We start from the raw sequence: 26,469 nt of genomic DNA, 5'->3' as shown, positions 1-26,469 counted from the left end.
CACATTGAATGAAAATAGTAACTTAATTATGACCCATCTTAATTTAAATACAATCATTGCACGACGAGTCGTGAGCCTTAACGCATTCATTTTATTGTTTTAAACATCACTGCTATTATCAACGTTTTAATAACAATAAATTAAAGGAATAGTATGACCCCCTTTCGATTAAAACTAAGTATGAGCGCCTTAATGGTAGCAAGTACCCTTGCTTTAACAGCCTGCGATGCGCAAGTAACTATAGACACTACCGATTCAGCACACACTAAAAAAGATGTAACAGCTAAAGATGCAAATACATTTATAACAAACACAGAAAAAGAACTAAGTGCACTTTATTTAGAATCGAGCCGTGCAGAGTGGATTTACGCAAACTTTATTACTCATGATACGTCGGCTCTATCGGCTGAAGTTAACCGTAAAATGACCGAAACAGTCGTGCGTTTAGCCAATGAATCTGCAAAATACGACGAACTAGAGCTTGATTACGATGCTCGCCGTAAGCTTGATAAACTAAAACTTGCACTTACGCTTCCTGCCCCACAAGACGCAGATAAAACAGCGCAACTTTCAAAAATTGTCGCAAAGCTTGGCGGGCTATACGGTAAAGGTAAATACTGTAAAGAAGACGGCAGCTGTTTAAGCCTTGGCGACATGACCTCAAAAATGGCCAACAGCCGAGATTACAACGAACTACTTGATTTATGGCAAGGTTGGCGTCAAATATCAAAACCAATGCGCTCACTTTACGAGCAACAAGTAGTACTGACCAACGAAGGTGCAAAGGAGCTTGGTTATGCCGATACGGGCGCTATGTGGCGCAGTAAATACGATATGCCTGCAGACGATTTTACCACCGAGCTTGACCGTATTTGGGGCCAAGTTAAACCACTGTATAACTCGCTACACTGCCATGTTCGCGCAAAGTTAGGTGAAAAGTACGGCACCGACAAAGTACCTCAAGATCAACCTATTCCAGCGCACTTACTTGGTAATATGTGGGCGCAAGCATGGGGTAATATTTACGATGTAGTTGCACCAGAAAACGCCGATCCGGGTTACGACGTAACCGAGTTATTAGCTCAAAATAATTACGACGAACTTAAAATGGTAAAAGGGGCTGAAAACTTTTTTACCTCAATGGGTTTTGACGCACTACCAGAGACATTTTACGAGCGTTCACTGTTTGTAAAACCAAAAGACAGAGATGTGCAGTGTCATGCATCAGCATGGAACATCGATAGTAAAGACGATTTACGCATTAAAATGTGTATTCAACGTACCGGCGAAGAGTTTTCAGTTATTCACCACGAGCTAGGTCATAACTTTTATCAACGTGCATACAACAAGCAGCCTTTATTTTATCAAGAAAGTGCAAACGATGGTTTTCATGAAGCCATTGGCGACACTATTGCACTTTCGGTTACGCCAGGTTACTTAAAGGAAATCGGATTACTTGAACAAGTACCTGATGAATCTAAAGATATCGGTTTGTTAATGAAAATGGCACTTGATAAAGTCGCTTTTGTACCATTTAGCTTAATGGTTGATCAGTGGCGCTGGCAGGTATTTTCAGGTGAAGTAGCACCAGAAAATTACAATAAAGCATGGTGGGAACTACGTGAAAAATACCAAGGTGTTCAAGCGCCTATCGCGCGTAGCGAAAGTGACTTTGATCCGGGTGCTAAGTACCACGTTCCGGGTAACACGCCTTATACACGTTACTTTTTAGCACATATTTTACAGTTTGAGTTTCATCGCAGCTTATGTGAAATTGCCGGTAACGATAAAGCCATTCATCGCTGCTCTATTTATAACTCAAAAGAAGCAGGGGATAAGCTAAACGCTATGCTTGAAATGGGTTCATCTCGCCCTTGGCAAGAAGCGCTTGAAACTGTAACAGGTAAGCCGCAAATGGATGCAACAGCCATGCTTGATTACTTTGCACCATTACAAACATATTTAGATAAGCAAAACGAAGGCCGTAACTGCGGCTGGTAATAAAGTAATACACTTGTATAAAACAACAAAGCCCGCTAACTAAGCGGGCTTTTTAATATTACTTTTGTATTAACTAGGTACGGGCCTAATTAAAACTGGTAACGCATGTTAGCAAAATAAGCATCGTTATCAGAATCATCAGCATTGTTACCGTAACCTACTTTTAAACCAAGATTTTGGTTAAAAAAGTGCTGTGCACCAAAAGTGTAAGCATCTTCTTTATTGTAAGAAGCAAATACTGATGTAGCTTTACTGAAATAGTAGTTTGTTTCTAGATTCCACTGGTCATCAGCTTCTGAAATACTATTGAATGTACCTTCAACAGTTAAGAAGTTACCTTCTTGTAAGTCAACAAAGTATTTAGCGGCTACTGAACGGCTATCAAAATCTTCATCAGATGAAACAGTTACACCAACGTAATCAGTACCGTTAAGCATGTAATTATATGCTAAAGAGAATAATGCATAATTTTCGTCGTCATCATTTTCAACAAATTTTACTTTTGCAAGTAAATCTGGGTTGAAAAAGTAACCTGCTGTAAACGCGTAAGATTCATTATTAGAACCAAAGTCACTGTTTTCGTAAGATGCGCCAACAACGAAGCTATCTACGAAATATTCGCCGCCAATTGATGTTACATCACTCGCATCATTGTCTAGGTAAGAACCATATACATTAGTCTGCTTATTGATGTATTCAAACTGATCGTATGGACCTAATGTTTTCTTTGGAGAAAAATAATATTTAGAATCAATTTTAAATTGATCATCATTAGTACTGTCAGTGTATTGATAACCTAAATTGCTAATTGATTTGTAGCTATCTGCTGCCATTGCAGTGGTTGCAGCGCTTGATAATAAAATGCTCGAAATGATAACGGCTAATTTTTTCATTTTAAATTCCCTATAAATATTACTTTTTATGCTTGGGCTGTCTAGCCAAAGTCGGGGCGCATCCTAACGCCAAAAAAATGAATAAAAACTGAATCAAAGGTCGGATTAAAATCAATAGGATTGTAATAATTTATACGAAAATGTAAATGCAAAGTATCCATCAAATCTACAGGACAATATCATGTCATCATTTAAACTTAAAAAGCAACAAATAAGGTACAAACTATCGCTAAATTGAACACAACTTAACTATTCGATAAACCTCATCAATATAATTTCCTCTCACTATATTTTTATAATTTTTCTAAAAAATTACTCTATTTAATTCATTATTTCTGAATTTATAATAAAAAACAGGTTTGTTTCAGTGCATATTTTTATCTGTTTTTTCCAATAACCACTTTTTACTAGCAAAAAACAACTCCAATACTTACTATTTTATAGCTATTATCATCGACTGCACTTAATGACTTTAATAACAATTTAGCCATTCATGGCGACTCTATTTATAACTTAAAGGGATTATTTAGATGAGCATAATAAAGGCCGTAATTATGGTTGGTAAAAGTTTATAGTTAAAAGATCAAACGTATAAAAACAACAAAGCCCGCTAACTAAGCGAGCTTTTTAATATTACTTTTGGATTAACTAAGTACGGACTTAATTAAAACTGAAAACGCATGTTAGCAAAGTACGCATCGTTATCAGAATCATCAGCGTTGTTTTCGTAACCCACTTTTACACCAATATTTTTATTAATGAAGTGTTGAGCACCAAAGCTGTAAGTGTCTTGCTTGTTGTAGTTAGCAAATACAGATGTTGCCTTTGAGAAGTAGTAGTTAGTTTCTGCTACCCATTGGTTTTCTGCATCTTCAATACTTTCATACTTACCTTCAAACGTTAAGTAGTTACCCTGCTGTAAATCAATAAAGTATTTAGCTGCAACTGCGCGGTAATCAAAATCATCGTCTGATGTAAGTGTAACACCTACGTAATCAGTGCTGTTAAGCATGTGGTTGTAAGCTAAATCAAATAATGCGTAATCATCGCCGTCTTTGTTTTCAACTAGTGTTACTTTTGCAAGTAAATCTGGGTTGAAAAAGTAACCACCCGTCAGTTTATAAAGCTCACTGTTAGAACCTGAATCTGGGTCTAGGTTTTCGTAAGATGCGCCAACAACAAATTCATTAATGAAGTATTCACCACCAACTGATGTTAAATCGCCAAAGTCGTCATCAGCGTAGCCACCATATACGTTAGTTTGTTTATTGATGTATTCAAACTGATCGAACGGACCTAAGGTTTTTTTAGGTGATAAATAGTAAATAGAATCTACAGCAACAGTGTCGTTGTTATCGCTATTTTTGTAGCTAAGGTTGCTAATTGAGTTATAGCTGTCTGCAGCAGCCGCAGTGCTAGATAATAAAATGCTCGAAATAATAACTGCTAATTTTTTCATTGTTAGACTTCCCTATGTACATTGCTTTTTATGCTCTAGCTGTATTGCTAAAGTCGATGCACATGCTAACGCTTAGAAACTGAATGAAAACTTAACTAACCATTTGTATTTATTAAGTTAATTGTAAGGAAGTGTTGTAAACTGTAAAATTAAAGTAGTTGCAACACTTAGTCAACAACTACTTTAAATATGTACCGCAGCTTAAAGCGCGTGTTGGCTAATAATACGATAAACGTCGTTAATATTATCGCCAGATTTAAACTCTTTACTAATTGGTGTTGGATCTGAGCCCACCCATATTTTAAGCTCTGCATCTAAGTCAAAGTGGCCTGCACTTTCTTTACTAAACTTGGTAATTTTAGAGTAAGCAACACTTACCATCTCCATTTTAGAGCCGGTCATACCTTGCTTATCAATTAAGATTAAGCGCTTATTAGTAAAAATAAACATATCACGTACTACTTTATATGCTTTTTCTACTTGCTCACCCTCAATTAATGTATTGGCGAGGATTTTTTCTAAATCAGAGTCGTCAACTTCGCTGGCATTACCCATTAATCCACTTAGTAAACCCATTATACTTTCTCCTGTTTAAATATTTGATTCTCTAATGTATGTCCATTAACTAACTGTCTGTACTGCCAATTGTGCTGATGACAAAAGCTCAGTAGTGCAATATCGAGTGGCTCACCTGTTGGCTGATACTCAACAACATACTCTTTATGTTGGCTCATATACACGCGGCTTACACCTGCAATTGCTTGCAGCTGTTGCTCAACATTTTGATAAGCTTCGCTTAGCATTAATGTATAAAAGTGCTTATCGGTATTATTTGTTTTTGTTTGATGCTCGCTTAGTACGCCTTTATCTAAATGAAGTACCTGTGAGCATAGTCGCTCAAGCTCAGTTAAATCGTGAGAGCTTAAAATAAACGTAGCCTGCTCACTTAATTCAGATACCAGCTCGCGTACTTCTCTGGCATGAATCGGATCTAGCCCTGCGGTTGCTTCATCAAGCATTACAATTTGTGGTGAGCCGATAAGTGCTTGCGCTATTGTTACGCGCTTGCGCATACCGTGCGATAAATCCCCTGCGCGCTGCTTTGCAATTTCTTTTAGGCCAACTAAATCAAGTACACGTAGCGCCTCAGTTTGGCTTTGCTTTGCGCCCATACCTTGTAGCTTTGCATAAAAGGCGAGTTGCTTATCTATATTAAAGCGAGGGTCAAGCTGCGCGTCTTGCGGTAGTGCACTTACTTTATTAAATAAAGCAGCACTACCTGGTTTATGCCCTAATATTTCAAGGCTGCCTTTACTTGGCGCTATATAGCCGCATAACAAACTAAATAAGGTTGTTTTACCCGCGCCATTTGGCCCAACAAGCGCCACCGGCGCGCCTTTATTAATTTCAAAGTTCACATTATTAAGTGCCAATTTTGCGCCATACGATTTACTCAAACCGCTAGCTGTAATTAATGGTCTCATAGTGAGCTCCTTGCAAAAATACGTTGCGCAATAGCCAATAAAATAGTTGTTTGAATAAGAGGAATAGCCACCGCGCTTAACAATGGTAAATTTTGCCCCGCTAATAACTCTATTTGCACACCCGGAAATAAATAATCAAGCAGACCTAATGCAGGTATTTGCCACTGTAATATACCCACAACAATACTGCCTGCTGCAAAATATAAAATAGCCAACACAATAGATAAACGCGATGAGCGAGCAAAGGTATTTATTAGCGTCATCAGTGCTACAAATGGGCACAGAGTAATCACTAATATTAAAAATATAGAAAGCGCACGGCCAAAACCACCAGCAAGTAAACTAGGATCTCTAAACCCTAGTACAGCAAGCGTAGCCACAAGAGTAATGCCCACTAAGCAGGCTAATACCGCTAATTGCCCTAAAAAACGACCAAACAGTATTTCAAAGCGAGTTGAGCGCAGTGATAAAAACCGAAGTGTGCCACGCTCTCTATCGCCTACCGTTTGGTCGCTACAAATAAACAAACCAAAAACAGGAAAGCTATACAGGGCTATTAACCAGTACATAGCAAATTCGGCCTCAGGCCAATCAAGTAACTTACTTAAACCAATGGAGCCTGATATATCGCGGGCTATTTGTTCAAAATCGGGCGCACTTACAATGCCTACTGCTTGCCCTATTGGGTAGCGCAGTATTATTAGCCACACCAGTGCAAAGGCAGCTAATGCAATAAGTCCTCGTTTAGTTAAAAACATACGTACAAGCTCAAATCCCGCTATTTGCGTTAATCGCCCTACGTTTATCGGTAATGGTGTTGCCATTGACTATCCTTAATGACTTTTTATTTTCAGTATATTTATCCACACTAAGTGTAAACACCTTGAATTACCAGCAAAAAAAAGCTCACCAATGGTGAGCTTTGTAACAATACATTTAAATGTAACAGCATAAATTGCGATATAAATTATAAATGCTGCTTATAAACCTCAAGTGCTTGGCTTAAATCGCTAATTAAATCTTCTACATCTTCAAGGCCAATATGCAGGCGAATAACCGGCCCTAAATCCCAACCTGTATTTGAGCGAAGTCCTTTCATGGTTAAATTAGCCGTTACTAAACTTTCAAAACCGCCCCACGAAAAGCCCATTTTAATATGCTCAAGGCTATCTAAAAATGCATCAATCGCTGTTTGATTACCGGTTTTCATTACAAATGAAAACAAGCCATTACTGCCATCAAAGTCGCGTTTAAAAAACTCATGCCCTGGGCAGGTTTCAAATGCAGGATGGCGAATATGGTCAACAAGCTCATGTTGCTCAAGCCATTTAGCCACTTCTATTGCTGCTTTTTCATGTTGGTTTAAACGTACACCCATTGTACGAAGGCCTCTAAGCGCTAGATACGCATCATCGGCACTGGTACACTGCCCTAGCAAGTATGAGTTTTCGCGCAAGGTTGGCCAGTACTTTTTATTAGCAACAGCTACGCCCATCATCACGTCTGAATGGCCAACAATATACTTAGTTGCAGCTTGAATACTAATATCAACACCGTGCTCTAATGGGCGATAGTGCAAGCCGTTACCGTAGGTGTTATCAAGCATGGTCATTACACTATACTCATTGGCTACTTTTACCATAGCAGGCACATCTTGCACTTCCATCGTAATAGAACCAGGAGACTCTAAAAACAACACTTTAGTATTTGGCTGAATGTAGTCTTTAATACCTGCGCCAATGGTTGGCGGGTAGTAGGTTGTTGTAATGCCCAGTCCCACTAAAATTTTATCGCAAAAATCGCGAGTTGGTTCGTACACGTTATCAACCATTAAAATATGATCACCGGTTTTTAAAAACGATAAAAATACTTGGCTAATCGCCGCTGCGCCACAAGGGTATAGTGCACAGCCTTCGCCGCCTTCAAGTTCTGTAATCGCTTCTTGTAGCGCAAAGTGTGTTGTTGTGCCTCGGCGTCCATAAAATAACGTTTTATCGCCACGGGTTTTAGCAGCTTCTTTTAAATCTGCTACAGTATCAAATACAATGGTAGATGCACGCTGTACAACGGGATTTACTACGCCATGTGTATAGGCTTTTTTGCGCCCTGATGATACCAGCTGAGTGTTTTTATTACTTTTACTCGACATTGTTAATCCTTAAGGGTTTGTGCGCCAATGCTCAATTAAATAACGAGAGATAGAGTCGGTTCTAGGCAGCTTTAAATGCTCCCCTTCTTCGTGCCAATTACCAAATTGCTCTAAGTCTTCACGACTAAACCATTTTGCATCGTCTAGCTCTTCTTTATCTACGTTAATTTCCTCAGATGTCGCCTCTGCAAAAAAACCAAGCATAATTGACGATGGGAACGGCCATGGCTGAGATGCAACATAACGTACGTTATCAACCTCTATGCCTGCCTCTTCTTTAACTTCACGCGCAACAGCTTGTTCCAGTGTCTCCCCTGGGTCTACAAATCCAGCAAGCGACGAATACATACCAATAGGCCACGCAGCTTGACGACCTAATAAACAGCGTTCTACTCCGTCAGCAAAGACTTTAGTAACGACCATAATTACCGCAGGATCGGTACGCGGGAATGTAGGATGCTTACAGTTTTCGTTTTCACATACACGAGAATGCCCTGCTTCCACTGAACGGTTTTTACTACCGCAGCGCCCACAAAAACGGTGCGTTGCATGCCAATAACATAACCCTCTCGCAAGGGCGGCTATTGAGGCATATTTAATGGTTACTTGAGGCCCATATTGGCGAATATCAAAAAACTGAGCGCCCTCTATTAAAGGCGCAAGTACGCTTTCATCCAGATCAGAAACATCCAATGCAAACACACCATGTTTAGCATTGTTTAAACCAACAAAAATAGCACTCGTTAAATCTAAATGCGCCACTTGTTGATACGTTAAATAGCTTACTTTAGGGGTATCTTTAATAAATAGGGTTTGATTATTTTTAACTAAAACCCATTTACTTTGCGCCGACATTTGCGCTTTAAGCCACGATGGGTCTTTACGAAAATTTGAGCCTCTGTCTAGTGGCATGTTGCTGTAATGAAGCATGTAAGTCCTTGGTAACTCGTTATGCTTTAAAATTACCATAATCATTTAGCAAACCCAATTGATTACAGTAATAAAAAAAGCCTATATAAGGCTTAATTCATCTATTACGGCTTTGTATTAAAATCTCTCATGTTGCAGGCACTTAGCTTGCACTTCTTTAGCTATTTTTTGCTGTTAAAGGAGCAAGGTATTATCAATTAAATGAAATTGCTCAGCGCTTTGTTTTAATACCTCTGCAGTTAACCGGTCAGCACCGTAAACATCGCACGGTACATTATATTGATTTTTTAAATGCCCAAGTAACAAAGCAAAGTCACCATCGCCAGAGAGCAAAATAACCTTATCAAGGCTTTTACCCTGCTCTAACATGTCTATTGTTATACCTACATCCCAATCGCCTTTAGCACTTCCATCACGGCGTTGAATAAATGGCTTTAGCTTTACGTCAAAACCAATCGCACGCAAAATATTTTGAAACTGATTTTGCTTTTCATCTCCTCGATAAATAGCGTACGCAAAAGCACACTCAATATTGTATTGCGCCTGCATTAACCGCCAAAACGCATTGTAGTCAAAGTTTTTTCCGTAACTCTCGCGGCACGTGTAATAAATATTTTGCACATCAACAAAAATGCCTACGCGTGGTTTCGTGCTTTGCTGCTCGTTTTGTAAAGTCATTTAGTGTCCTAGTGAGGATTAATAGCAATTAAAGTAACGTTATAAAATAAGTGTACCTTGCAATTTATATTTAAGTAACCTAAATTAGTTACTTACCCATATGTAACCGATATTGGTTACATATTAAAAAGTAACCATTTTGAGATTTTTATGATTGGTGTAATCAGCGGCGATATTATTAAATCGCAAACAATCCCTAAGCAGCAATACGATGCCATGCTTTATCAACTAGAGCAAAGTTTGCGAAACATTTCGGGTGAGCAAACACTTTGGAACATATACCGAGGCGACGCCTTTCAATTACAGGTTAATAATCCTGAGCATCTTTTTAAAAATGCCATATTGGTATATTTGCACCTTAAATCGTCAGGTTATGAGCTACGCCAAAGCTTGGCGCTTGGGCAAATAGATAACCCACGCAGCGATATAAAAACAGCAACCGGTTCTGCTTTTACCCTTTCAGGGCAAGGCCTTGATAAAATAGGTAATCAACGCTTTGTTTTTAATATTAACGAGCAGCAGCTCGATGAAAGCTTAAATATTAATTTAGCCTTTGCTGACGTATTGCTCACTAAAATCACACAAAAACAAGCAAATGCCCTGTATGTTTATTTAACCTCGCCAGACAACAGCCATGCGGCACTGGCTAAAGAGCTTAAAACAAGCCGAGAAAATGTAACCAAACTACTAAATTTAGCGCACTACCAACTTATAGAACGCTTTATTGAGCACACACAACACGTTATAAAAAATATAATTAAAGGAGGTGAATAATGGGATTTTCACTTTTACTGGTCGCGCTTATTATTGGCCACTTACTTGCTGACTTTTACTGGCAACCTATGAGTTGGGTAAACGACAGAAACACCCGTCACTTTAAAGCCAGTAAGCTTTATTTTCATGTACTCGTGCATGGTGTAACAAGTGCAGTCATCATTACCGTGTGGGAATACACCTTTGGGTGGCAGCAACTAAGCCGTGTTTTAATTGCCACGGCAGGCATTATGTTCAGCCATTATTTTATTGATATAACTAAATCGTATTCTAATAAAGGCGTGGTGCCTTTTTTACTAGATCAAATAGCGCACATACTCGTTATTATTGCGCTCAGTATTTGGCTAAGTGATAACAGTAGCTTTATGGCAGCAATTAATAATATGCTCACTGATCCCAAAATACTGTGGGTGGTATGCGGTTATTTAATTATTTTAAGTCCCAGCGCCGTATTTATAAGAATGATGTTAGAGCGCTTAACAAGTAACTTTTCAAGTACTGGTAGCTTACCACTTGCAGGGCAAAGCATAGGTATGCTTGAGCGCGTACTTATGCTGAGCTTTATATTGCTTGACCAATTTGCAGGGCTTGGCTTTTTACTTGCGGCAAAGTCAGTGTTTAGGTTTGGCGATTTAAGTGCAAGCAAAGATAAAAAACTTACCGAGTACGTTATGCTCGGCACACTACTTAGCGTAAGTGTTACTTTATTTGTCGGCTTGGGTATTAACTATTTAATCAGGTAGGCAATACAGTAAGTACAAATTACAGGCAATAAAAAACGCGCTGCTTCTATTTATTCAAAAGAAGAGAGCGCGTTTTTTGTATCAGCCTTTAACCAAGTTCTAAATTAATTAAACGCCAATATGATCATTAATCGTTATTTGTGCGACGACGGCGTTGGCCACTACCGCCAACAGATTCACGCTTTGCCCATGGGTTTTGCGCGCTGTCATCTGTTTTAGCAGCTGGCTTTTTAGAACCACCACGGCGTGGGCCGGTACCATTACCACCATTATTTGGCTTTTTACTGTTAGGCTTGCTGCTATCAGATTTAGGCTTATTAAAAGGCTGCTTTTTCTTAGGCTTTTTAGACGGCAGTGGGCGAGCATCTAATGCGCGCTCTGCTACTGGGTTAATAGGCTCAAAACCGTCTTCTTCAGCACGTGGGATAAGCTCACCAATAAAGCGCTCAATACCGTATAAATCAACAGCATCTTCTGTTGTTACAAACGAAATCGCATGACCCGACGCACCGGCACGGCCTGTACGGCCAATACGGTGAACGTAATCTTCATATACATTTGGTAAGTCGTAGTTAACAACATGCGGTAATTCAACAATGTCTAAACCACGTGCAACAATGTCTGTTGCTACTAGTACGCGTACTTCACCACTTTTAAAACCATCAAGTGCTTTAACACGTGCGCCTTGTGATTTATTACCATGGATAGCCGCGCCTACAATGTCATCGCGCTCTAGTTGTTTAACTAAGCGGTTAGCACCGTGCTTTGTGCGGCTAAACACTAATACTTGTTGCCAATCGTTAGTGCGAATCAAGTGGCTTAGCAATGCTGTTTTACGTGTTTTATCTACCGCATAAACACACTGAGTAACACTTTTTGCAGTAGTATTTTTTGCAGCAACTGAAATTTCAACAGGGTCATTAATTAACCCTTTTGCTAATGCACGAATTTCGTCAGAAAATGTAGCCGAAAACATCAAGTTTTGACGTTTAGCAGGCATTTTAGCAATTAAGCGTTTAATGTCGTGAATAAAGCCCATGTCTAACATGCGGTCAGCTTCATCGAGTACAAGCACTTCAACGCTATCAAATTTAACTGCATTTTGATTATGTAAGTCGATTAAACGACCCGGCGTTGCTACTAAAATATCAACACCTTTACGAAGACGCTGCATTTGTGGGTTAATTTTAACGCCACCGTAAACTACAAATGAGCTCACATCTGAATGCTTAGCGTACTCTTCAACGTTTTCGCTTACTTGCAAAGCAAGCTCACGTGTAGGCGTTAAAATAAGTGCACGTACGTGGTTACTTTTAGCTTTAGGGCCTGACGACAAACGCTCAATAAGTGGTAATGTAAAACCCGCTGTTTTACCTGTACCTGTTTGCGCTGCTGCCATAACATCACGGCGTTCAATAATTGCAGGAATTGCTTGAGCCTGAATCGGCGTTGGCGTTTCATAGCCCTTTTCTAAAACCGCATTAACCAAAGACTGTGATAAACCTAAACCTTCAAAACTCATATAAACTCTCTTTTAAATTAGGCTACGTTAGCCAGTTGCGCGCATTATACCTGTAGTAGCTAAGAATGCATGCCATTATTTACGTTGCGGGCAATTGAGCATAGCTTAATAAAATTAAACCGGTGATCAAGTTGCTTAAAAATGCAAAAAACGGCCATAGGCCGTTTTATATTTATACTTAATTACTTTAAGTATAAGAGTTACTTAACACCTAACTCGCGTAAACGTTCTTGCAAGTAGCTATCTGCCGTGTAGCGCTCTGAAAGCACAACATCTGGATGCGGATGTAAAAATAACGGTAGTGAAATACGCGATTTAGTAGATGCTTTACCCGTTGGGTTAATCACGCGATGAATTGTCGATGGGAAATACCCGCCCGACGCTTCTTGTAGCATGTCGCCGATATTAATAATTAAGCTGCCAAAATCACATGGCACGTCTAACCAACCGCCATCTGTTTTTTGAACTTGTAAACCAGGCTCATTAGAAGCTGGTAATACCGTTAATAAATTAATATCACCGTGAGCAGCAGCGCGAATAGCACCTGGCTCTTCATCACCCGTCATTGGTGGGTAATGTAGGATACGTAACAATGTTTGCTCAGAACCGGCAATCATGTCTTTTAAATCAATCGAAAATTTAGCGCGAACATCAGCTGGCGCTTCAGCCTGAACCCAGCTTAGTAAAGTACCAGCAAATTCACTCGCTAAACGGTAGTATTCACGTACATCAGCTTCGAGCTCTGCAGGAACACGGCCTTTAGGATACACATGAAAGTACTCTTTAATGTCTTTTATTGTAAAGCCTTTCGCTACTTCAGATACTGAAGGCGGAAAATAACCATCTTGAGTTTCTTTAGAGAATAAAAAGTCCTGCTTTTGCTCTGAGTTAAAAAAGTCTTGCCAATTTTTGTAAATAGATTCAACTAAAGACTGTGGAATTGGGTGGTTTTTTAAAACGCCAAATCCAGTATTTCTTAACGATTCAACAAAGTGTGCAGCCGCATCGGGAGCTTTATAATCAACAGTAGGTAATTGCATTGTACGTTCCAGTGAATAGGTTGTGTGAAGTGAACTGCTTTAATAGTAGCAAATTGCCAAGATAAAGTAGAAAAGCCTTCATTATAGCGCTGTGCGAGGATAGACAAATGACCTCAAAAAAATAAGGACATATGTCCGCAAAGTAACGTTTCCACCATTAGGCTTGATCAAGATCAACTTATAAAAAAACGTTGAATTTGCAAGGTTTAGTGCTTATATATGGTCTACTAGGGCGTGCTGACCTTTGGTGGGTGAATTTGTAGCAGACTGTTTGGTATTTAAGCAAGGCAGAGCCTGTGATGTGTGGTTGTTCCCCATAAATAGGCGATAACGCAGCATAAATGCCAAACATGCGCTACCCTTTGGGTTCTTTCTAGGGACGATTAACTCTTTGTTGCTCGGTTTTTACTTAGTCCACTAGGTTACAAACCTCGCGCCGCGATTAAATCGCCCCTAGATTGAACAAATTTCAATCCACAACGGTCAACACGCCCTAATATATTTTATTTGTGTAAATAAGGCTCCCCATGCGACAAAAAGTATCTTTTAAAAGCGGCGATTTAGAACTTGCCGGCCAACTAGAACGCCCCGCCGGCGACATAAAGTTTTATGCGCTATTTGCACACTGCTTCACATGCGGAAAAGACATAGCAGCAGCCACACGTATAAGCCGTGCACTTACGCAGCAAGGCATAGCCGTACTGCGTTTTGACTTTACGGGTTTAGGTAATAGCGATGGCGACTTTGCTAACAGTAACTTTTCATCAAACATTCAAGATTTAGTTTCAGCGGCTGATCATCTGCGTGAGCATTTTGCAGCGCCGCAATTACTTATTGGCCACAGTTTAGGCGGCGCTGCGGTACTTGCTGCTGCTGAGCACATTCCTGAAGTATCGGCTATTACAACCATTGGCGCGCCGTCAGATGCGCAGCACGTAGCGCATAACTTTGAAGCACACCTTGATGAAATTAACGCAGCCGGTGAAGCAAAGGTAAGCCTAGCAGGCCGAGAATTTACCATTAAAAAACAGTTTATAGACGATATAGCCAAGTACGATAAAAGCCACATTAGTAAACTTAAGCGCGCATTGTTAGTAATGCACTCCCCTATTGATGCGACGGTAAATATTAGTGAAGCCGAAAAAATTTACGCATCAGCTAAGCATCCTAAAAGTTTTATTAGCCTAGATAACGCCGATCACTTACTTACTAATAAAAACGATGCCGACTACGCTGCAGAAATCATTGCAACGTGGGCTAATCGCTACGTCAAATATGACAAAACTAAATACGCCGCAAGTTTAACGGGTGGCAATGTACTTGTTGAAGAAAAAGACCATGTATTTACTCAGCACGTAAGCACTAAAGATCATACTTGGCTTGCAGATGAGCCAATAAAGGTAGGCGGTAAAAACTTAGGCCCCGATCCGTATCATCACTTATTAGCGGGGCTTGGTGCTTGTACAGCAATGACACTACGTATGTACGCTACACGTAAAGATTTAGCGCTAGAGCATGTTAAAGTAGAGCTTGATCACACTCGCGATTACAACAAAGATTGCGACGATTGTGAGCAAACCGGTAACCTAGAAGCCATTACCCGTAAAATCACTCTAGTCGGTGATTTAACACAAGAGCAACGCCAGCGTTTGCTCGAAATAGCCGACAAATGCCCTGTGCATAAAACACTACATAACAACCCTGTTATTGTAAGTGAACTGGTAAAGTAACTAGCATACAAGCAATATAGCGCAGCTAACACTGCGCTATGCTTTAACAAAACTAACTATTTACTATCTAAAAATTCTTTTACTTCTTTACTCATTCTATCCACCAGCCATTTTGGCCCGCCATCATACATATCGTTATGACGAGATTTTTCTATTAGTGTTTGTGTAACAGGAAACTTATCCAGCTCTGAATCGTTTAACAACACATTCGCATCAGCTGGGTAATCACTACCACGTAGTGTAAACACGCGAATGTTTTTATTACGAGGGATCAACATACGACGATGATCGATCGTAATAATAGTGCTTACTTCATTGGGGTAAATAGAGCCGTATAATACCGAAATATCACCGCCGTTTGAATGCCCAAATAAGGCGAGTTTTGTAAAGTCGTACGCTGGGTATTTACTCGATAACTCATTAACTAAAAACTTAAGCGTTAACACCACGATGCCAGTTTTCCATACGAGTGGTTAAGTAAGGCTGTTCACGGTTTAGGTAAGGGTCGGTTTTTAGTTCATGTGCAACGGCTACTGTTAAGTATCCGCGTTGATTAAACGCATTACTGGCAAACGTATACTTGTTATGACTAATACCGTAGCCCGCATTAATAAATGCCACAGGGCACTTTGCTTGCTCTGTACACTTAGCATTGTTACTTGGTAATGTAATATTGATAGGAATAGTGCGATTGCGGCTTTTATCGGTTATAACGTCGTCGGTTGCATAGCTTGTAGTGCTTATTATTGATGTAGTTAAGGTGAGTGCGCTTAACATAAAAAGCTTTTTAAGTGCTTTTTGCATATTTAAACTTATATAAATTATTGTTTTTAATTAAAAATAACTTTTACTTTATAGGTTTGCATTCTCTATTGTCAAACTATGCGATAATAGTCGCCATTGTTTTAATATATTTAGTAAAAGATCCAATAAATGAAATCATACAATAGCATTCAAGAACGTATAGAAATCCTAGAAGACAAACTAACTGCAATACATGACGAAATCGAAACACTAAAAGCACCTGCTAAAAATAACAATGAACGTATTATTTTTAAGTTTATTGAAACAGGCAGCACTGGTAAAACGAAGGATTTTGTACGTGAGTTAGGTATTAAATCACCACGTGACGGTTTGTTTTCATCAGGTGACGTTACAAAACTAATTAAAGATGGCGCTGAAGATATTTCACCTGCGTTATTAGAAATCGCAAGACAGCTTGCCAGTGCACGTAATAAAAATGGCCCAAGCCGTTAATTACCCAGTCACGCAGTATCTAGAAGCCCAGCCAAGCTGTCGCTTCTAGATATGTAATTATATTAAACTAAATTAATCACATAGTTCTATATTAAGGCTGGTAAGCAAATTAAGTGCTTCGAAGCGATCAAACTTAGCATTCGCTAAGATATTATTATTCAAATCTATATTAAACGCTGTAGCACCTACAAAATCACATTTTGTTAAGTTAGTTTGAAAAAACTCACTATCGCGAAAATCTGTTCCTGTAAATTCACTACTGCTTAAATCAGCGTGTCTAAAATCAACATTTTTGGCAAAGCAGTGTGTTAGTTTGAGGGCTTTGAGGGTTAATTCAAAAAAAGAGCTATTACTGAGCTCACAATAATTAAAACTCACCGGTGCGTTAATACTAAGCGCTGGCCAATCTACATCAGCCCATTGCAAACTATTTAATTTACAGTGGCTAAAACTTACATTTTCAAGCGAACTGTAGTTCCATTTAAGTGACGATAAATTACAGTTTTTAAAACTACATTCTATAAATCGGCAATTTTTAAACTGCCCCCCTGAAAAGTCGCAATCGATAAATATACATTCTTCAAACTCAGAGTTTTCAGTTAGCTGCTCTGCGTACTGCAAAGCATTAAATTGCTCATCAAAATACTGTTTATTGTTACTTAACAACACAATTTACCTATTAGATTTAACCTGCGTAGCCATTATTTTTAGGTAAATCTTTTTTAAGAGCAAGCACTGCAATAAAAATTAAACCAAACAATGGAAATAGCGCAAAACAGCCACCCACAAACGCTAAAACACCTGGCATAGTACTTTTACGCTTACCTATTTTGTAGCTAATTACAGCAAAAATAGGGATGCATAATATAATAAAAAAAGCTAAAAACTCACCAAATAAGGTTAGATGAAACGACATAAGAACTCCTTTTCAATATGGATAATAGCAATCGGCACAAACCTTTAAACTGCTTTAAATTTAACCACAAAAAAACCCTTAAGCATATAACTTAAGGGTTTTTAAATTTAGCTTAAAAGCTAAGCAAAAATTACTCTTCGCTTGATACTTCTTTTTCTACAACACTAATTGCAAGCTCAGCTAACGAATCGAGGTTAGGTTTACTTGGCGCGTTAGTTAATAAACACGATGCTTGTGTTGTTTTAGGGAAAGCAATAACGTCACGAATGTTATCGGTACCACATAAAAGCATTGCTAAACGGTCAAGACCAAATGCTAAACCTGCATGTGGTGGTGTGCCGTATTTAAGTGCATCAAGTAAAAAGCCAAACTTGTCTTGTTGCTCTTGCTCGTTAATACCTAAAATTCTAAATGCGGTTTCTTGCATATCTGCATTATGAATACGCACCGAACCGCCACCCACTTCGTAGCCGTTTAATACCATGTCGTAGGCATCTGAAATTGCTGCTGCTGGGTTTGCTTCAAGCTCACTTGCAGTAATATCTTTTGGTGCAGTGAATGGATGATGTACAGCATGTAATGTGCCTTCGTCATCTTCTTCAAACATTGGGAAATCTACAACCCAAAGTGGTGCCCAGCTATTAAGGTTAGTGATTTCTAAATCAACACCAATCTTAACGCGCAGTGCGCCCATAGCTTCATTTACTGTGTTGCGCTTATCGGCACCGAATAAAATAATATCGCCCGACTGTGCATTAGTACGCTCAAGCAATTTAGTAATTACGTCTTCGTTTAAAAACTTAGCCACTGGTGATTGAACGCCTTCAGCGCCTGCAGTGTGGTCGTTTACTTTCATCCACGCCATGCCTTTAGCGCCGTAAATACCAATAAACTTAGTGTAATCGTCAAGCTGTTTACGAGAAAGCTTAGCGCCACCCGGTACTGTTAATACAGCAACACGGCCTTTTTCGTCGTTAGCCGGACCTGAAAAAACATTAAACTCTACGTCTTTTACTAAATCAGCAATATCAACTAATTTCATTGGGTTACGTAAATCAGGCTTATCAGAACCGTAAAGGCTCATTGCCTCGCTGTAAGGCATGATTGGGAAATCGCCTAAATCAACGTTTAACAATGTTTGCCACATCTCACGGATCATTTTTTCAGTCATACCACGTACTTGATCAGAGCTCATGAACGAGGTTTCTATATCTATTTGGGTAAATTCTGGTTGGCGATCCGCACGTAAATCTTCATCACGGAAACATTTAACAATTTGGTAGTAACGGTCAAAACCAGACATCATCAACAATTGCTTAAACAACTGCGGCGACTGCGGTAATGCGTAAAAGCTACCTTTATGAACACGGCTCGGTACTAAGTAATCGCGCGCGCCTTCTGGCGTTGCTTTAGTAAGTACTGGCGTTTCGATGTCTAAAAAGCCGTTTTCATCTAAAAAGCGACGAACAAAGCTGCTTGCTTTAGCGCGTAATTTAATACGGTCACTCATTTCTAGACGACGTAAATCTAAGTAACGGTACTTTAAACGACGCTCTTCTGAGTTTACTTGGTTAAAATCAAGTGGTAATGGCTCAGAGCGGTTAATAATATTAAGCTCTTTACCTAAAATTTCGATCTCTCCAGTTGCCATGTCTTTATTTACTTGGCTGTCTGGGCGTGCGCGAACAACACCTTTTAACTGAACACAAAATTCTTGGCGAAGTGTGTTAGCCGAACTCATTAACTCTTCAATGTCAGAGTCGAATACAACTTGTACTAAACCTTCTCTATCGCGTAAATCGACAAAGATAAGTCCACCAAGGTCACGTCGTTTGTTGATCCAGCCACATAGTTCTACTTCTTGATCTACGTGAGTTTTATTTAGCTGTCCGCAATATATAGAGCGCATAGTTTTCCTGTCAGATAAAAGGCTTAAACGGTTAAAGTTATTTGTTTTAAGGCGTGTGATTTAAAAAACAGGTCACCACAATACAAATAAAGCCGCTAGCAATCTAAAAATAATCAAATTAAGCCCTGCATTATACTCAACTAACATTAAGATGCTAGGGCGTGTACGGCTTTTACCCCTGAATTTACAGCAGCTCGTTTTGTTATTTGCTACACTATCGCCACTTTATAATAAGGCGCTAGTTTGTATGTTATATATTGGATGCCCGCAGTGGTCGAGTAATGCATGGAAAGGCAATTTATTTTCAAGCCAATGTAAAAACGCCGATATGCTTAGCCAATACGCCCAACATTTTAATTCTGTTGAAGGCAACACCAGCTTTTACGCCGATCCATCGCCAAGCACCGTATTGCGCTGGGGAAATAGCGTACCCGACGATTTTAAATTTACTTTTAAGTTTAATCGTCGCTTTAGCCATGAACTACACCTTACTAATATACAAACCGAGCTTACTGATTGGCTTAACTTGTTCTCCCCTATTTTAGAAAAAACGGGGCAAATCATGCTGCAATTGCCAAAAGCCTTTGGCCCAAACGATTTACCCAAACTCGCACAGTTTATTAGCCTGTTACCAAAAGAGATTAATTACGGTGTAGAGGTACGTCATACTGCATTTTTCAAAAAAGGTGAAGCCGAAATAGCGCTTAATCAGCTATTAATGGCGAACAATATAAATCGCATATCAATGGATACACGCGCTCTATTTGCCGTAAAACCAACAACCGAAGCGCTAATAGATGCACAGCAAAAAAAACCTCATTTACCAGTGCACGCTATTGCTACAGGCTCGCAGCCTATGGCACGCTTTGTAATAGCCAATTTGCAAAACGACTATAAACCCTTTTATAAGCCGTGGCTGAGCAAAGTAAAACAATGGCTTGATGAAGGTAAAACACCGTATGTGTTTTTTCATACCGCCGATAACCGAGAAGCGCCGTTATTAGCTCGCCAGTTTTGCCAGGACCTAGGTTATAATCACAAAGCATTAAACCCCTTTACTGGCGAAAAAGAAGCCCACCAGCCGGCACTTTTTTAAACAATAAAATTAGAGAATATAAATGAGTGAATACGCACGTTACTTTACCGGCTACCCTGCAAACATTGTTGAGCAGGTATTAAGCCTAATCAACAACAAAAAGGTAAGTAACTACTTACTTAAAAAATACCCGCAAGCGCATACCATAACCAGCGATAAGCTACTTTATAGCTACGCCACCGAACTTAAAAAACAATATTTAAAAAACGCCCCGCCGTTTGGTCGCGCTGCATTTAAAAAACAAGGCGACATGGTCACCAATGCATTAGGTACGCACACTTACCGTATGCAAGGTAAAACCCGTAAGCACGATTTAGCGATTAACAGCGACTTGCTGCGCGCCCCCGAGCTACTACTGAAAGCATTAGTAGTTCACGAGCTCGCCCATTTTAAAGAGAAAGACCATAACAAAGGCTTTTACCAACTTTGCTGCCACATGGAACCGAGTTACCACCAATTGGAATTAGATTTAAGGATATTTTGTGTGGTAGTGGCGATGGGAGAGAATCCGTATGGCTTGTAATCTCAGATCAGTTTCCATTGTTACTTCTCTTCCCAGATTGAAATGTATTTATCCTTCAAAATTTGTAGAGAATCTTCAAATCTTCGATGTGTTTCTTGCGATTCACTTAACATCCTAGCTAATTCTTCAGCACTATTGTTCAAGCAAGCTCGATATATTTCGATATTCTCTTTAAAGTTATTTATCTGTCCTGAGCATTTAGTTGCGTATATATGAATAAATTCTGCACTTTCACTATCAAATTTATCAAGGTATCTCTTTAAAACTAGCGACGTAGAGTGTGCTTTCCAAGCGTAAGAAGTGGTTCTATATGATAAGGTAGCTAGCCCAACTTCATTTTTTTCTGTTAAATCCTGAACAGCTTCGCAACCTAGTGATTCAAGTTCATCAAAAGTATTAATGAAAAATGATAGCAACTGTTGCTGTTTTTCATGCTTTATGCGCTTTTGGAATGCATCACGTTGGTCTTTTTGAGACTCAATAGCTAACTTTTCAGAAGCAAGCCTATCCTCTGCTGCCTGTTTATTTGCTAGAGCTTGAACTTTATTACTATCCGATTGAAGATAAACGGTATATATAATCGCAGTAAAAGATAAAAAAGAAAGTATCGGACCGAGCACTCCACCAAAAAAACTACCAAAGTGTGACCAAGTCTCTGAAGTCCCTCCGTACCCTACACCTAAACCTTTGAACCAAAGTGTAAATATGCCAACCATTGAAGCTATTGCTAATACAATTAGGGAAATCAAAACCCCCTTAAAAATTTTATTATTTTTCTTATCGATAACTGCCATGTAATCGCCCTTTCCCTTAAATTTTAATTTTTATGAATAAAAAAACGCGATATCAAATCGCGTTTTTATGCAGTCGTATCAACCTACTGAAGGCTGATAACTGAAAATTGATAGCTGAGCAAACGTTGGGTTTCGTTTCACTCAAACCAACCTACGTAATAAACTTAAAGTCCTAAGCCTGCCATAAAGTCGTCATCTGCATCATCTTGCTCTACTGCGGTAGATGCTTTTTCTTTATCCGCTTTTTTACGTGCTTCGTTTTCAATTATGTCGTCTGGGTCTAGCGCTTCTGCAATATCAAAGTCGTGTAATTTAATAAACTCTGTTTTATCCATCGCTAATTCCAAGTAAAAGATATTTTGTTTACTTGTGGTGAATGTTACGCGGCGTGCTTGTGGGCGATCCATCGTGGTATCTACCGATATTTGCACTTGCTTGTTAATGGCCATCATTTTTGGCTGGTTTTGCGTAATAGAAGTATGAAGCTGCTCACGCACTTTAGACGTAAAGTCGCCAACAATTTGGTTCATCAGCTCGCCTAATACATTTGATACGTCGTCTGATAAATGGCTATGCGCTATTTCATTCTCTGGCATTCCCATGTTGCGCATGTAATCGCCATAAATTTCCATCGCCGCTTGCGAAGTAAAGTTGGTAATTACAAGACCGGTAAAACCGCCGTCAAATAAAACAAAGCAGCCAATATCTGGTCGCATACATGTACGTGTTATTTTTTGCACCATGGCTGAGTAGCTAATACCATTACCGCTGGCTGATGTGAGTACGCCTGTCACTGAATGACAAAGGGTTGCTAATATATCGTCTGTGCTGATGACCTTACTTTTGCTCATTTAATCTTCTCTTTTATACTTATTATTCATAATTCTAGTCAAGCTACTGAATTTATCACTGACTATCCAGTATAAAATGTTAAAATAGCGCCATTATTTACAAAGAGACTGCCTTCGTGACCATAAAAGACAGTATTTATGCCTCTGAGCAACAAGTAAAAGATTTTAGCTTTGACCAAAATGTAGTCGAAGTTTTTCCAGATATGATCCAGCGCTCTGTGCCTGGCTACGCAACTATTGTAAGTACAATGGGTAAACTTGCGGGTGAATACGCGCAAAGTAACTCAAATCTTTATGATTTAGGCTGCTCACTGGGTGCAGTAACGCTTAGCATGCGACGAAATATTCGCACCGATAACTGCCATATAATAGCGGTAGATAATTCTCAAGCTATGGTTGAGCGTTGTAAGGTACATTTACAAGGTTTTAAATCAGATGTGCCTGTTACTGTTACTTTGGGCGATATTAACGAGCTTGAGATTCAAAACGCCTCAGTAGTAGCAATGAACTTTACGCTGCAGTTTATTCCACACGCGCAGCGCCAAGCCGTACTTGAAAAAATATACGCTAATTTAAAACCTGGCGGCGTATTACTGTTAAGCGAAAAAATTAAAGCTGAAAACGAGCAATGCGACAATTTATTGATTGATTTGCACCACGACTTTAAACGACACAATGGTTACTCTGAGCTTGAAATAAGCCAAAAGCGTACCGCCATCGAAAACGTTATGCGCCCAGATACACTAAGCGCTCACTTTACTCGCTTACAAGATATTGGTTTTAGCCAAACTCAAGTGTGGTATCAATGTTTTAATTTTTGCTCAATGGTAGCAATTAAATAAAGAGAGTCATCCATGTCTCAATGGTTTAATCAATTTTACGCATCTATCGCACAAAGCCCACTTAGTCACTGGCTAGAAACCTTGCCTGCACAATTAAAACATTGGCAAAACGAGGCTAGCCATGGCGATTTACCTAAATGGCAAAAAGTACTTAAAAACTTACCAGAGGTGGCAACTTCGCACGTTGATATTTCTACTAAGGTAGAAATTGGCGCCCCAGGGGAGATGAGTGATGGCGAGCAAAAGCAAGCCATGCATTTATTAAAACGCATGATGCCATGGCGCAAAGGCCCATTTAGTGTGCACGGTATTGAAATAGACACAGAGTGGCGCAGTGATTGGAAGTGGGACAGACTCCTGCCTCATATTGAGCCATTAAAAGGCCGCACCGTATTAGATATTGGTTGTGGCTCTGGTTATCATTTATGGCGTATGCGCGGTGAAGGTGCAGAGTTTGTAGTGGGTATTGATCCGTCTGATTTATTTTTATGTCAGTTTCAGGCAATTAAACACTACAACCCAGACGAAAACGTACATTTACTGCCACTAGGCGTTGAAGCATTACCCGAACTTAAAGCGTTTGATACGGTTTTTTCGATGGGCGTACTTTATCATCGTCGCTCACCTATCGACTTTTTAGCACAGTTAAAAGCGCAGCTTCGCCCAGGCGGCGAACTCGTACTTGAAACGCTAGTAATTGAAGGCGACGAAAATACAGTGCTAGTCCCTACTGATCGCTACGCTAAAATGCGCAACGTGTGGTTTATTCCAAGTACTGCAGCATTAAAACTGTGGATGGAACGCGTTGGCTTTAAAGATGTACAAATAAAAGATTGCGCTATTACCACGCTTGAAGAGCAACGCAAAACCGACTGGATGGAAAACGAGTCGTTAATAGACTTTTTAGATCCAAACGATACAAGTAAAACAATTGAAGGCTACCCCGCTCCACTTCGAGCCATATTAACCGCAAAAGCATAGCTGTTAATTTAACGTCTTTAATTACTAAAAAAACGCCTGCTGGCGTTTTTTTGTTTATTTAAACAACAGACAGCGGACAAGTGTCCTTGTTAATTATTTCAAAATTACATTTGCGCTAGCCGCGACCTTGCAATTGTTGTAAAATACGCGCGTTTCTAAGCAACCCAAAACAACTATTTTGAGGAAAACCTGTGAGCGAACAAAAACAGTCTCTAAGCTATAAAGACGCGGGCGTAGATATCGACGCTGGTAATGCACTTGTTGAGCGTATTAAAGGCGTAGTTAAAAAAACTCGTCGTCCTGAAGTAATGGGCGGAATTGGTGGTTTTGGCGCACTTTGCGAAATTCCTGAAGGCTACAAGCAACCAGTCTTAGTTGCAGGCACAGATGGCGTTGGTACTAAACTACGTTTAGCAATCGACTTAAAAAAACACGATACGGTTGGTATTGATTTGGTTGCAATGTGTGTAAACGACTTAATTGTTCAAGGTGCTGAACCCCTGTTTTTTCTAGATTACTATGCAACTGGTAAACTAGATGTAGACACAGCAGCTGACGTAGTTACAGGTATTGGCAAAGGTTGTGAAATTTCAGGTTGTGCCCTAATTGGTGGCGAAACAGCTGAAATGCCAGGTATGTATGATGGTGAAGACTACGACATGGCAGGCTTTTGTACAGGCGTTGTAGAAAAATCAAAAATTATTGATGGCACAAAAGTAGCAGCAGGCGATCAGCTTATTGCACTTGCTTCAAGCGGTCCTCATTCAAATGGCTTCTCTTTAATTCGTAAAGTACTTGAAGTGTCAAAAGCTGATACCAGCGCTGACTTTGAAGGTAAAACATTAGGCGAAACTTTACTTGAGCCTACGCGTATTTACGTAAAACCTTTACTTGAGTTATTCAAAAACGTTGACGTGCATGCACTTTCGCATATTACTGGCGGCGGTTTTTGGGAAAACATTCCACGCGTATTACCAGAGTCTGCAAAAGCAGTAGTTAAAGGTGATAGCTGGCAGTGGCCACCAATTTTTAACTGGTTACAAGAAAACGGTAATATTACTACCCACGAAATGTACCGTACATTTAACTGTGGTGTAGGTATGGTTTTAGTTGTACCTGCAGACAAACTTGAGCAAAGCTTAACAATGCTAAAAGACTTGGGCGAAAATGCATGGCACCTTGGTGAAATTCAAGATGCAGCAGCTGGCGAAGAGCAAGTTGAAATTGTAGGTGGTGCTAAGTAATGGCACCCACTCGTCTGGTAGTTTTAATCTCTGGTAGTGGCTCTAATTTACAAGCCATCATAGATGCCTGCGAACGTGGCGAGATAAACGGACATATAGCGGCTGTTATTAGTAATAAAGCAGACGCTTATGGCCTAGAGCGTGCAAAGCAAGCCGGTATTGCTACAAAAGTGCTCAGTCATAAAGATTTTGACTCGCGCGAAGCGTACGATGCGCAATTAATGAACGTTATCGACTCTTTTATGCCAAATCTAGTTGTATTAGCTGGGTTTATGCGTATTCTTACTCCTGGCTTAGTGCAAAAATATGTTGGAAAAATGTTGAACATTCATCCATCTTTGTTGCCTAAGTATCAGGGGCTGAATACCCACCAAAGAGCAATTGATGCAAAAGACGATGTTCATGGCGTAAGTGTTCACTTTGTTACTGAGGAATTAGACGGCGGTCCCGTTATTCTTCAGGCGCAAATACCTGTACTCAAGGATGATACAGCAGAGACATTAGCAAAACGCGTGCATGAGCAAGAGCATATAATTTATCCTTTGGTGGTCAAGTGGTTCAGTGAACACAGACTTACTATGGAAGCAGATTATGCAGTTCTTGACAAAAAACAACTTCCTGCACACGGCGCGCACTACCCACAATAAAAAAAT

At 39.6% G+C, this 26,469-nt stretch carries 26 protein-coding genes and 1 pseudogene; 11 read left to right on the top strand and 16 right to left on the bottom strand.

Going from position 1 to position 26,469, the window contains the following annotated elements; all coding sequences use genetic code 11:
* Positions 1-153: 153 nt before the first annotated feature.
* A complete protein-coding gene (locus I6F54_RS18410; protein ID WP_197142595.1) occupies positions 154-2,001 on the top strand; it encodes a M2 family metallopeptidase in 1,848 nt (615 codons plus the stop codon).
* Between the two features lie 89 nt (positions 2,002-2,090).
* Here the strand turns inward: I6F54_RS18410 and I6F54_RS18405 are convergent, their stop codons facing one another.
* The 8 genes from I6F54_RS18405 to I6F54_RS18370 all read right to left on the bottom strand — a co-directional run bounded on the left by I6F54_RS18405 (position 2,091) and on the right by I6F54_RS18370 (position 9,594).
* Entirely contained in the window at positions 2,091-2,894 is an 804-nt protein-coding gene (locus I6F54_RS18405) for a putative porin (protein ID WP_197142593.1), read from the bottom strand.
* Between the two features lie 664 nt (positions 2,895-3,558).
* Positions 3,559-4,353 (bottom strand): putative porin, encoded by a 795-nt coding sequence (locus tag I6F54_RS18400; RefSeq protein ID WP_197142591.1) that lies wholly within the window; start codon positions 4,351-4,353, stop codon positions 3,559-3,561.
* A 201-nt stretch (positions 4,354-4,554) separates the two neighbouring features.
* Positions 4,555-4,929, bottom strand: a complete 375-nt coding sequence (locus tag I6F54_RS18395; protein ID WP_197142589.1) for a PH domain-containing protein — start codon at positions 4,927-4,929, stop codon at positions 4,555-4,557.
* Complete coding sequence (locus I6F54_RS18390; RefSeq protein ID WP_197142587.1) at positions 4,929-5,837, bottom strand: ABC transporter ATP-binding protein; 909 nt, start codon at positions 5,835-5,837, stop codon at positions 4,929-4,931. The genes I6F54_RS18395 and I6F54_RS18390 overlap by 1 nt, the downstream gene beginning before the upstream one ends.
* Positions 5,834-6,661, bottom strand: a complete 828-nt coding sequence (locus I6F54_RS18385; protein ID WP_197142584.1) for an ABC transporter permease — start codon at positions 6,659-6,661, stop codon at positions 5,834-5,836. Before I6F54_RS18385 ends, I6F54_RS18390 begins: the two co-directional genes overlap by 4 nt.
* 143 nt (positions 6,662-6,804) lie before the next feature.
* Positions 6,805-7,986, bottom strand: a complete 1,182-nt coding sequence (locus tag I6F54_RS18380; protein ID WP_197142582.1) for a cystathionine beta-lyase — start codon at positions 7,984-7,986, stop codon at positions 6,805-6,807.
* A 9-nt stretch (positions 7,987-7,995) separates the two neighbouring features.
* A complete protein-coding gene (nudC, locus tag I6F54_RS18375) occupies positions 7,996-8,916 on the bottom strand; it encodes an NAD(+) diphosphatase (protein ID WP_165740940.1) in 921 nt (306 codons plus the stop codon).
* 174 nt (positions 8,917-9,090) lie between these two features.
* Positions 9,091-9,594 (bottom strand): LabA-like NYN domain-containing protein, encoded by a 504-nt coding sequence (locus I6F54_RS18370; RefSeq protein ID WP_197142580.1) that lies wholly within the window; start codon positions 9,592-9,594, stop codon positions 9,091-9,093.
* Between the two features lie 150 nt (positions 9,595-9,744).
* On the opposite strand from I6F54_RS18370, the gene I6F54_RS18365 reads away from it, so the two are divergent.
* Positions 9,745-10,368 (top strand): hypothetical protein, encoded by a 624-nt coding sequence (locus I6F54_RS18365; RefSeq protein WP_166421520.1) that lies wholly within the window; start codon positions 9,745-9,747, stop codon positions 10,366-10,368.
* Complete coding sequence (locus tag I6F54_RS18360) at positions 10,368-11,111, top strand: DUF3307 domain-containing protein (RefSeq protein WP_197142578.1); 744 nt, start codon at positions 10,368-10,370, stop codon at positions 11,109-11,111. Before I6F54_RS18365 ends, I6F54_RS18360 begins: the two co-directional genes overlap by 1 nt.
* A 127-nt stretch (positions 11,112-11,238) precedes the next feature.
* On the opposite strand, the gene I6F54_RS18355 is transcribed toward I6F54_RS18360, so the two are convergent.
* Both I6F54_RS18355 and I6F54_RS18350 read right to left on the bottom strand, forming a co-directional pair.
* Complete coding sequence (locus I6F54_RS18355; RefSeq protein WP_007377987.1) at positions 11,239-12,633, bottom strand: DEAD/DEAH box helicase; 1,395 nt, start codon at positions 12,631-12,633, stop codon at positions 11,239-11,241.
* A gap of 200 nt (positions 12,634-12,833) precedes the next feature.
* Positions 12,834-13,673, bottom strand: coding sequence for an isopenicillin N synthase family dioxygenase (locus I6F54_RS18350; protein WP_024594124.1), 840 nt, complete (start codon positions 13,671-13,673; stop codon positions 12,834-12,836).
* 527 nt (positions 13,674-14,200) lie between these two features.
* Between I6F54_RS18350 and I6F54_RS18345 the strand changes: the two genes are divergently transcribed.
* Positions 14,201-15,403, top strand: coding sequence for a bifunctional alpha/beta hydrolase/OsmC family protein (locus I6F54_RS18345; RefSeq protein WP_197142576.1), 1,203 nt, complete (start codon positions 14,201-14,203; stop codon positions 15,401-15,403).
* A gap of 56 nt (positions 15,404-15,459) precedes the next feature.
* Here I6F54_RS18345 and I6F54_RS18340 read toward each other — a convergent pair.
* Positions 15,460-16,207 (bottom strand): annotated as a pseudogene (locus I6F54_RS18340) (alpha/beta hydrolase).
* A 129-nt stretch (positions 16,208-16,336) separates the two neighbouring features.
* Between I6F54_RS18340 and I6F54_RS18335 the strand changes: the two are divergent.
* Positions 16,337-16,660: a hypothetical protein gene (locus tag I6F54_RS18335; RefSeq protein WP_010555318.1), complete on the top strand. Its 324-nt coding sequence runs from the start codon at positions 16,337-16,339 to the stop codon at positions 16,658-16,660.
* A 72-nt stretch (positions 16,661-16,732) separates the two neighbouring features.
* Here I6F54_RS18335 and I6F54_RS18330 read toward each other — a convergent pair whose 3' ends face one another.
* The 3 genes from I6F54_RS18330 to aspS form a co-directional block, all read right to left on the bottom strand.
* The gene (locus tag I6F54_RS18330) at positions 16,733-17,329 is read right to left on the bottom strand and encodes a pentapeptide repeat-containing protein (RefSeq protein ID WP_197120083.1); all 597 of its coding nucleotides are present in this window, start codon (positions 17,327-17,329) and stop codon (positions 16,733-16,735) included.
* Between the two features lie 16 nt (positions 17,330-17,345).
* Positions 17,346-17,576 carry a hypothetical protein gene (locus I6F54_RS18325; protein ID WP_165729303.1) on the bottom strand — a complete coding sequence of 77 codons (231 nt, stop codon included), beginning with the start codon at positions 17,574-17,576 and terminating at the stop codon, positions 17,346-17,348.
* Positions 17,577-17,706: 130 nt separating this feature from the next.
* Positions 17,707-19,485, bottom strand: a complete 1,779-nt coding sequence (gene aspS, locus I6F54_RS18320) for an aspartate--tRNA ligase (RefSeq protein ID WP_197120081.1) — start codon at positions 19,483-19,485, stop codon at positions 17,707-17,709.
* 247 nt (positions 19,486-19,732) lie between these two features.
* Here aspS and I6F54_RS18315 point away from each other — a divergent pair, with 247 nt between their 5' ends.
* Positions 19,733-20,581 carry a DUF72 domain-containing protein gene (locus I6F54_RS18315; protein WP_197142574.1) on the top strand — a complete coding sequence of 283 codons (849 nt, stop codon included), beginning with the start codon at positions 19,733-19,735 and terminating at the stop codon, positions 20,579-20,581.
* A 22-nt stretch (positions 20,582-20,603) separates the two neighbouring features.
* The gene (locus I6F54_RS18310; protein WP_165729300.1) at positions 20,604-21,104 is read left to right on the top strand and encodes a M48 metallopeptidase family protein; all 501 of its coding nucleotides are present in this window, start codon (positions 20,604-20,606) and stop codon (positions 21,102-21,104) included.
* A gap of 20 nt (positions 21,105-21,124) precedes the next feature.
* Here I6F54_RS18310 and I6F54_RS18305 read toward each other — a convergent pair whose 3' ends face one another.
* Both I6F54_RS18305 and I6F54_RS18300 read right to left on the bottom strand, forming a co-directional pair.
* Positions 21,125-21,898: a hypothetical protein gene (locus tag I6F54_RS18305; protein ID WP_197142572.1), complete on the bottom strand. Its 774-nt coding sequence runs from the start codon at positions 21,896-21,898 to the stop codon at positions 21,125-21,127.
* 164 nt (positions 21,899-22,062) lie between these two features.
* Positions 22,063-22,749 carry a DUF3334 family protein gene (locus tag I6F54_RS18300; RefSeq protein ID WP_197142570.1) on the bottom strand — a complete coding sequence of 229 codons (687 nt, stop codon included), beginning with the start codon at positions 22,747-22,749 and terminating at the stop codon, positions 22,063-22,065.
* A 116-nt stretch (positions 22,750-22,865) separates the two neighbouring features.
* Here I6F54_RS18300 and cmoA point away from each other — a divergent pair, with 116 nt between their 5' ends.
* From cmoA to purN, 4 genes are all read left to right on the top strand, one after another.
* A complete protein-coding gene (gene cmoA, locus I6F54_RS18295; RefSeq protein ID WP_007378000.1) occupies positions 22,866-23,591 on the top strand; it encodes a carboxy-S-adenosyl-L-methionine synthase CmoA in 726 nt (241 codons plus the stop codon).
* Positions 23,592-23,603: 12 nt separating this feature from the next.
* Positions 23,604-24,572, top strand: a complete 969-nt coding sequence (cmoB, locus tag I6F54_RS18290) for a tRNA 5-methoxyuridine(34)/uridine 5-oxyacetic acid(34) synthase CmoB (RefSeq protein ID WP_138488804.1) — start codon at positions 23,604-23,606, stop codon at positions 24,570-24,572.
* Positions 24,573-24,763: 191 nt separating this feature from the next.
* The gene (gene purM / locus I6F54_RS18285; RefSeq protein WP_165729296.1) at positions 24,764-25,816 is read left to right on the top strand and encodes a phosphoribosylformylglycinamidine cyclo-ligase; all 1,053 of its coding nucleotides are present in this window, start codon (positions 24,764-24,766) and stop codon (positions 25,814-25,816) included.
* Positions 25,816-26,463, top strand: a complete 648-nt coding sequence (gene purN, locus I6F54_RS18280; protein WP_002959994.1) for a phosphoribosylglycinamide formyltransferase — start codon at positions 25,816-25,818, stop codon at positions 26,461-26,463. Before purM ends, purN begins: the two co-directional genes overlap by 1 nt.
* Positions 26,464-26,469: the final 6 nt, after the last annotated feature.

This window comes from Pseudoalteromonas sp. SWXJZ10B, from assembly GCF_015864475.1.
In the GTDB taxonomy this organism is placed as follows: Bacteria; Pseudomonadota; Gammaproteobacteria; order Enterobacterales; family Alteromonadaceae; genus Pseudoalteromonas; species Pseudoalteromonas arctica.
The sequence above is the reverse complement of the archived record's forward strand: the minus strand, read 5'-3'. Positions and strand labels throughout refer to the sequence as shown.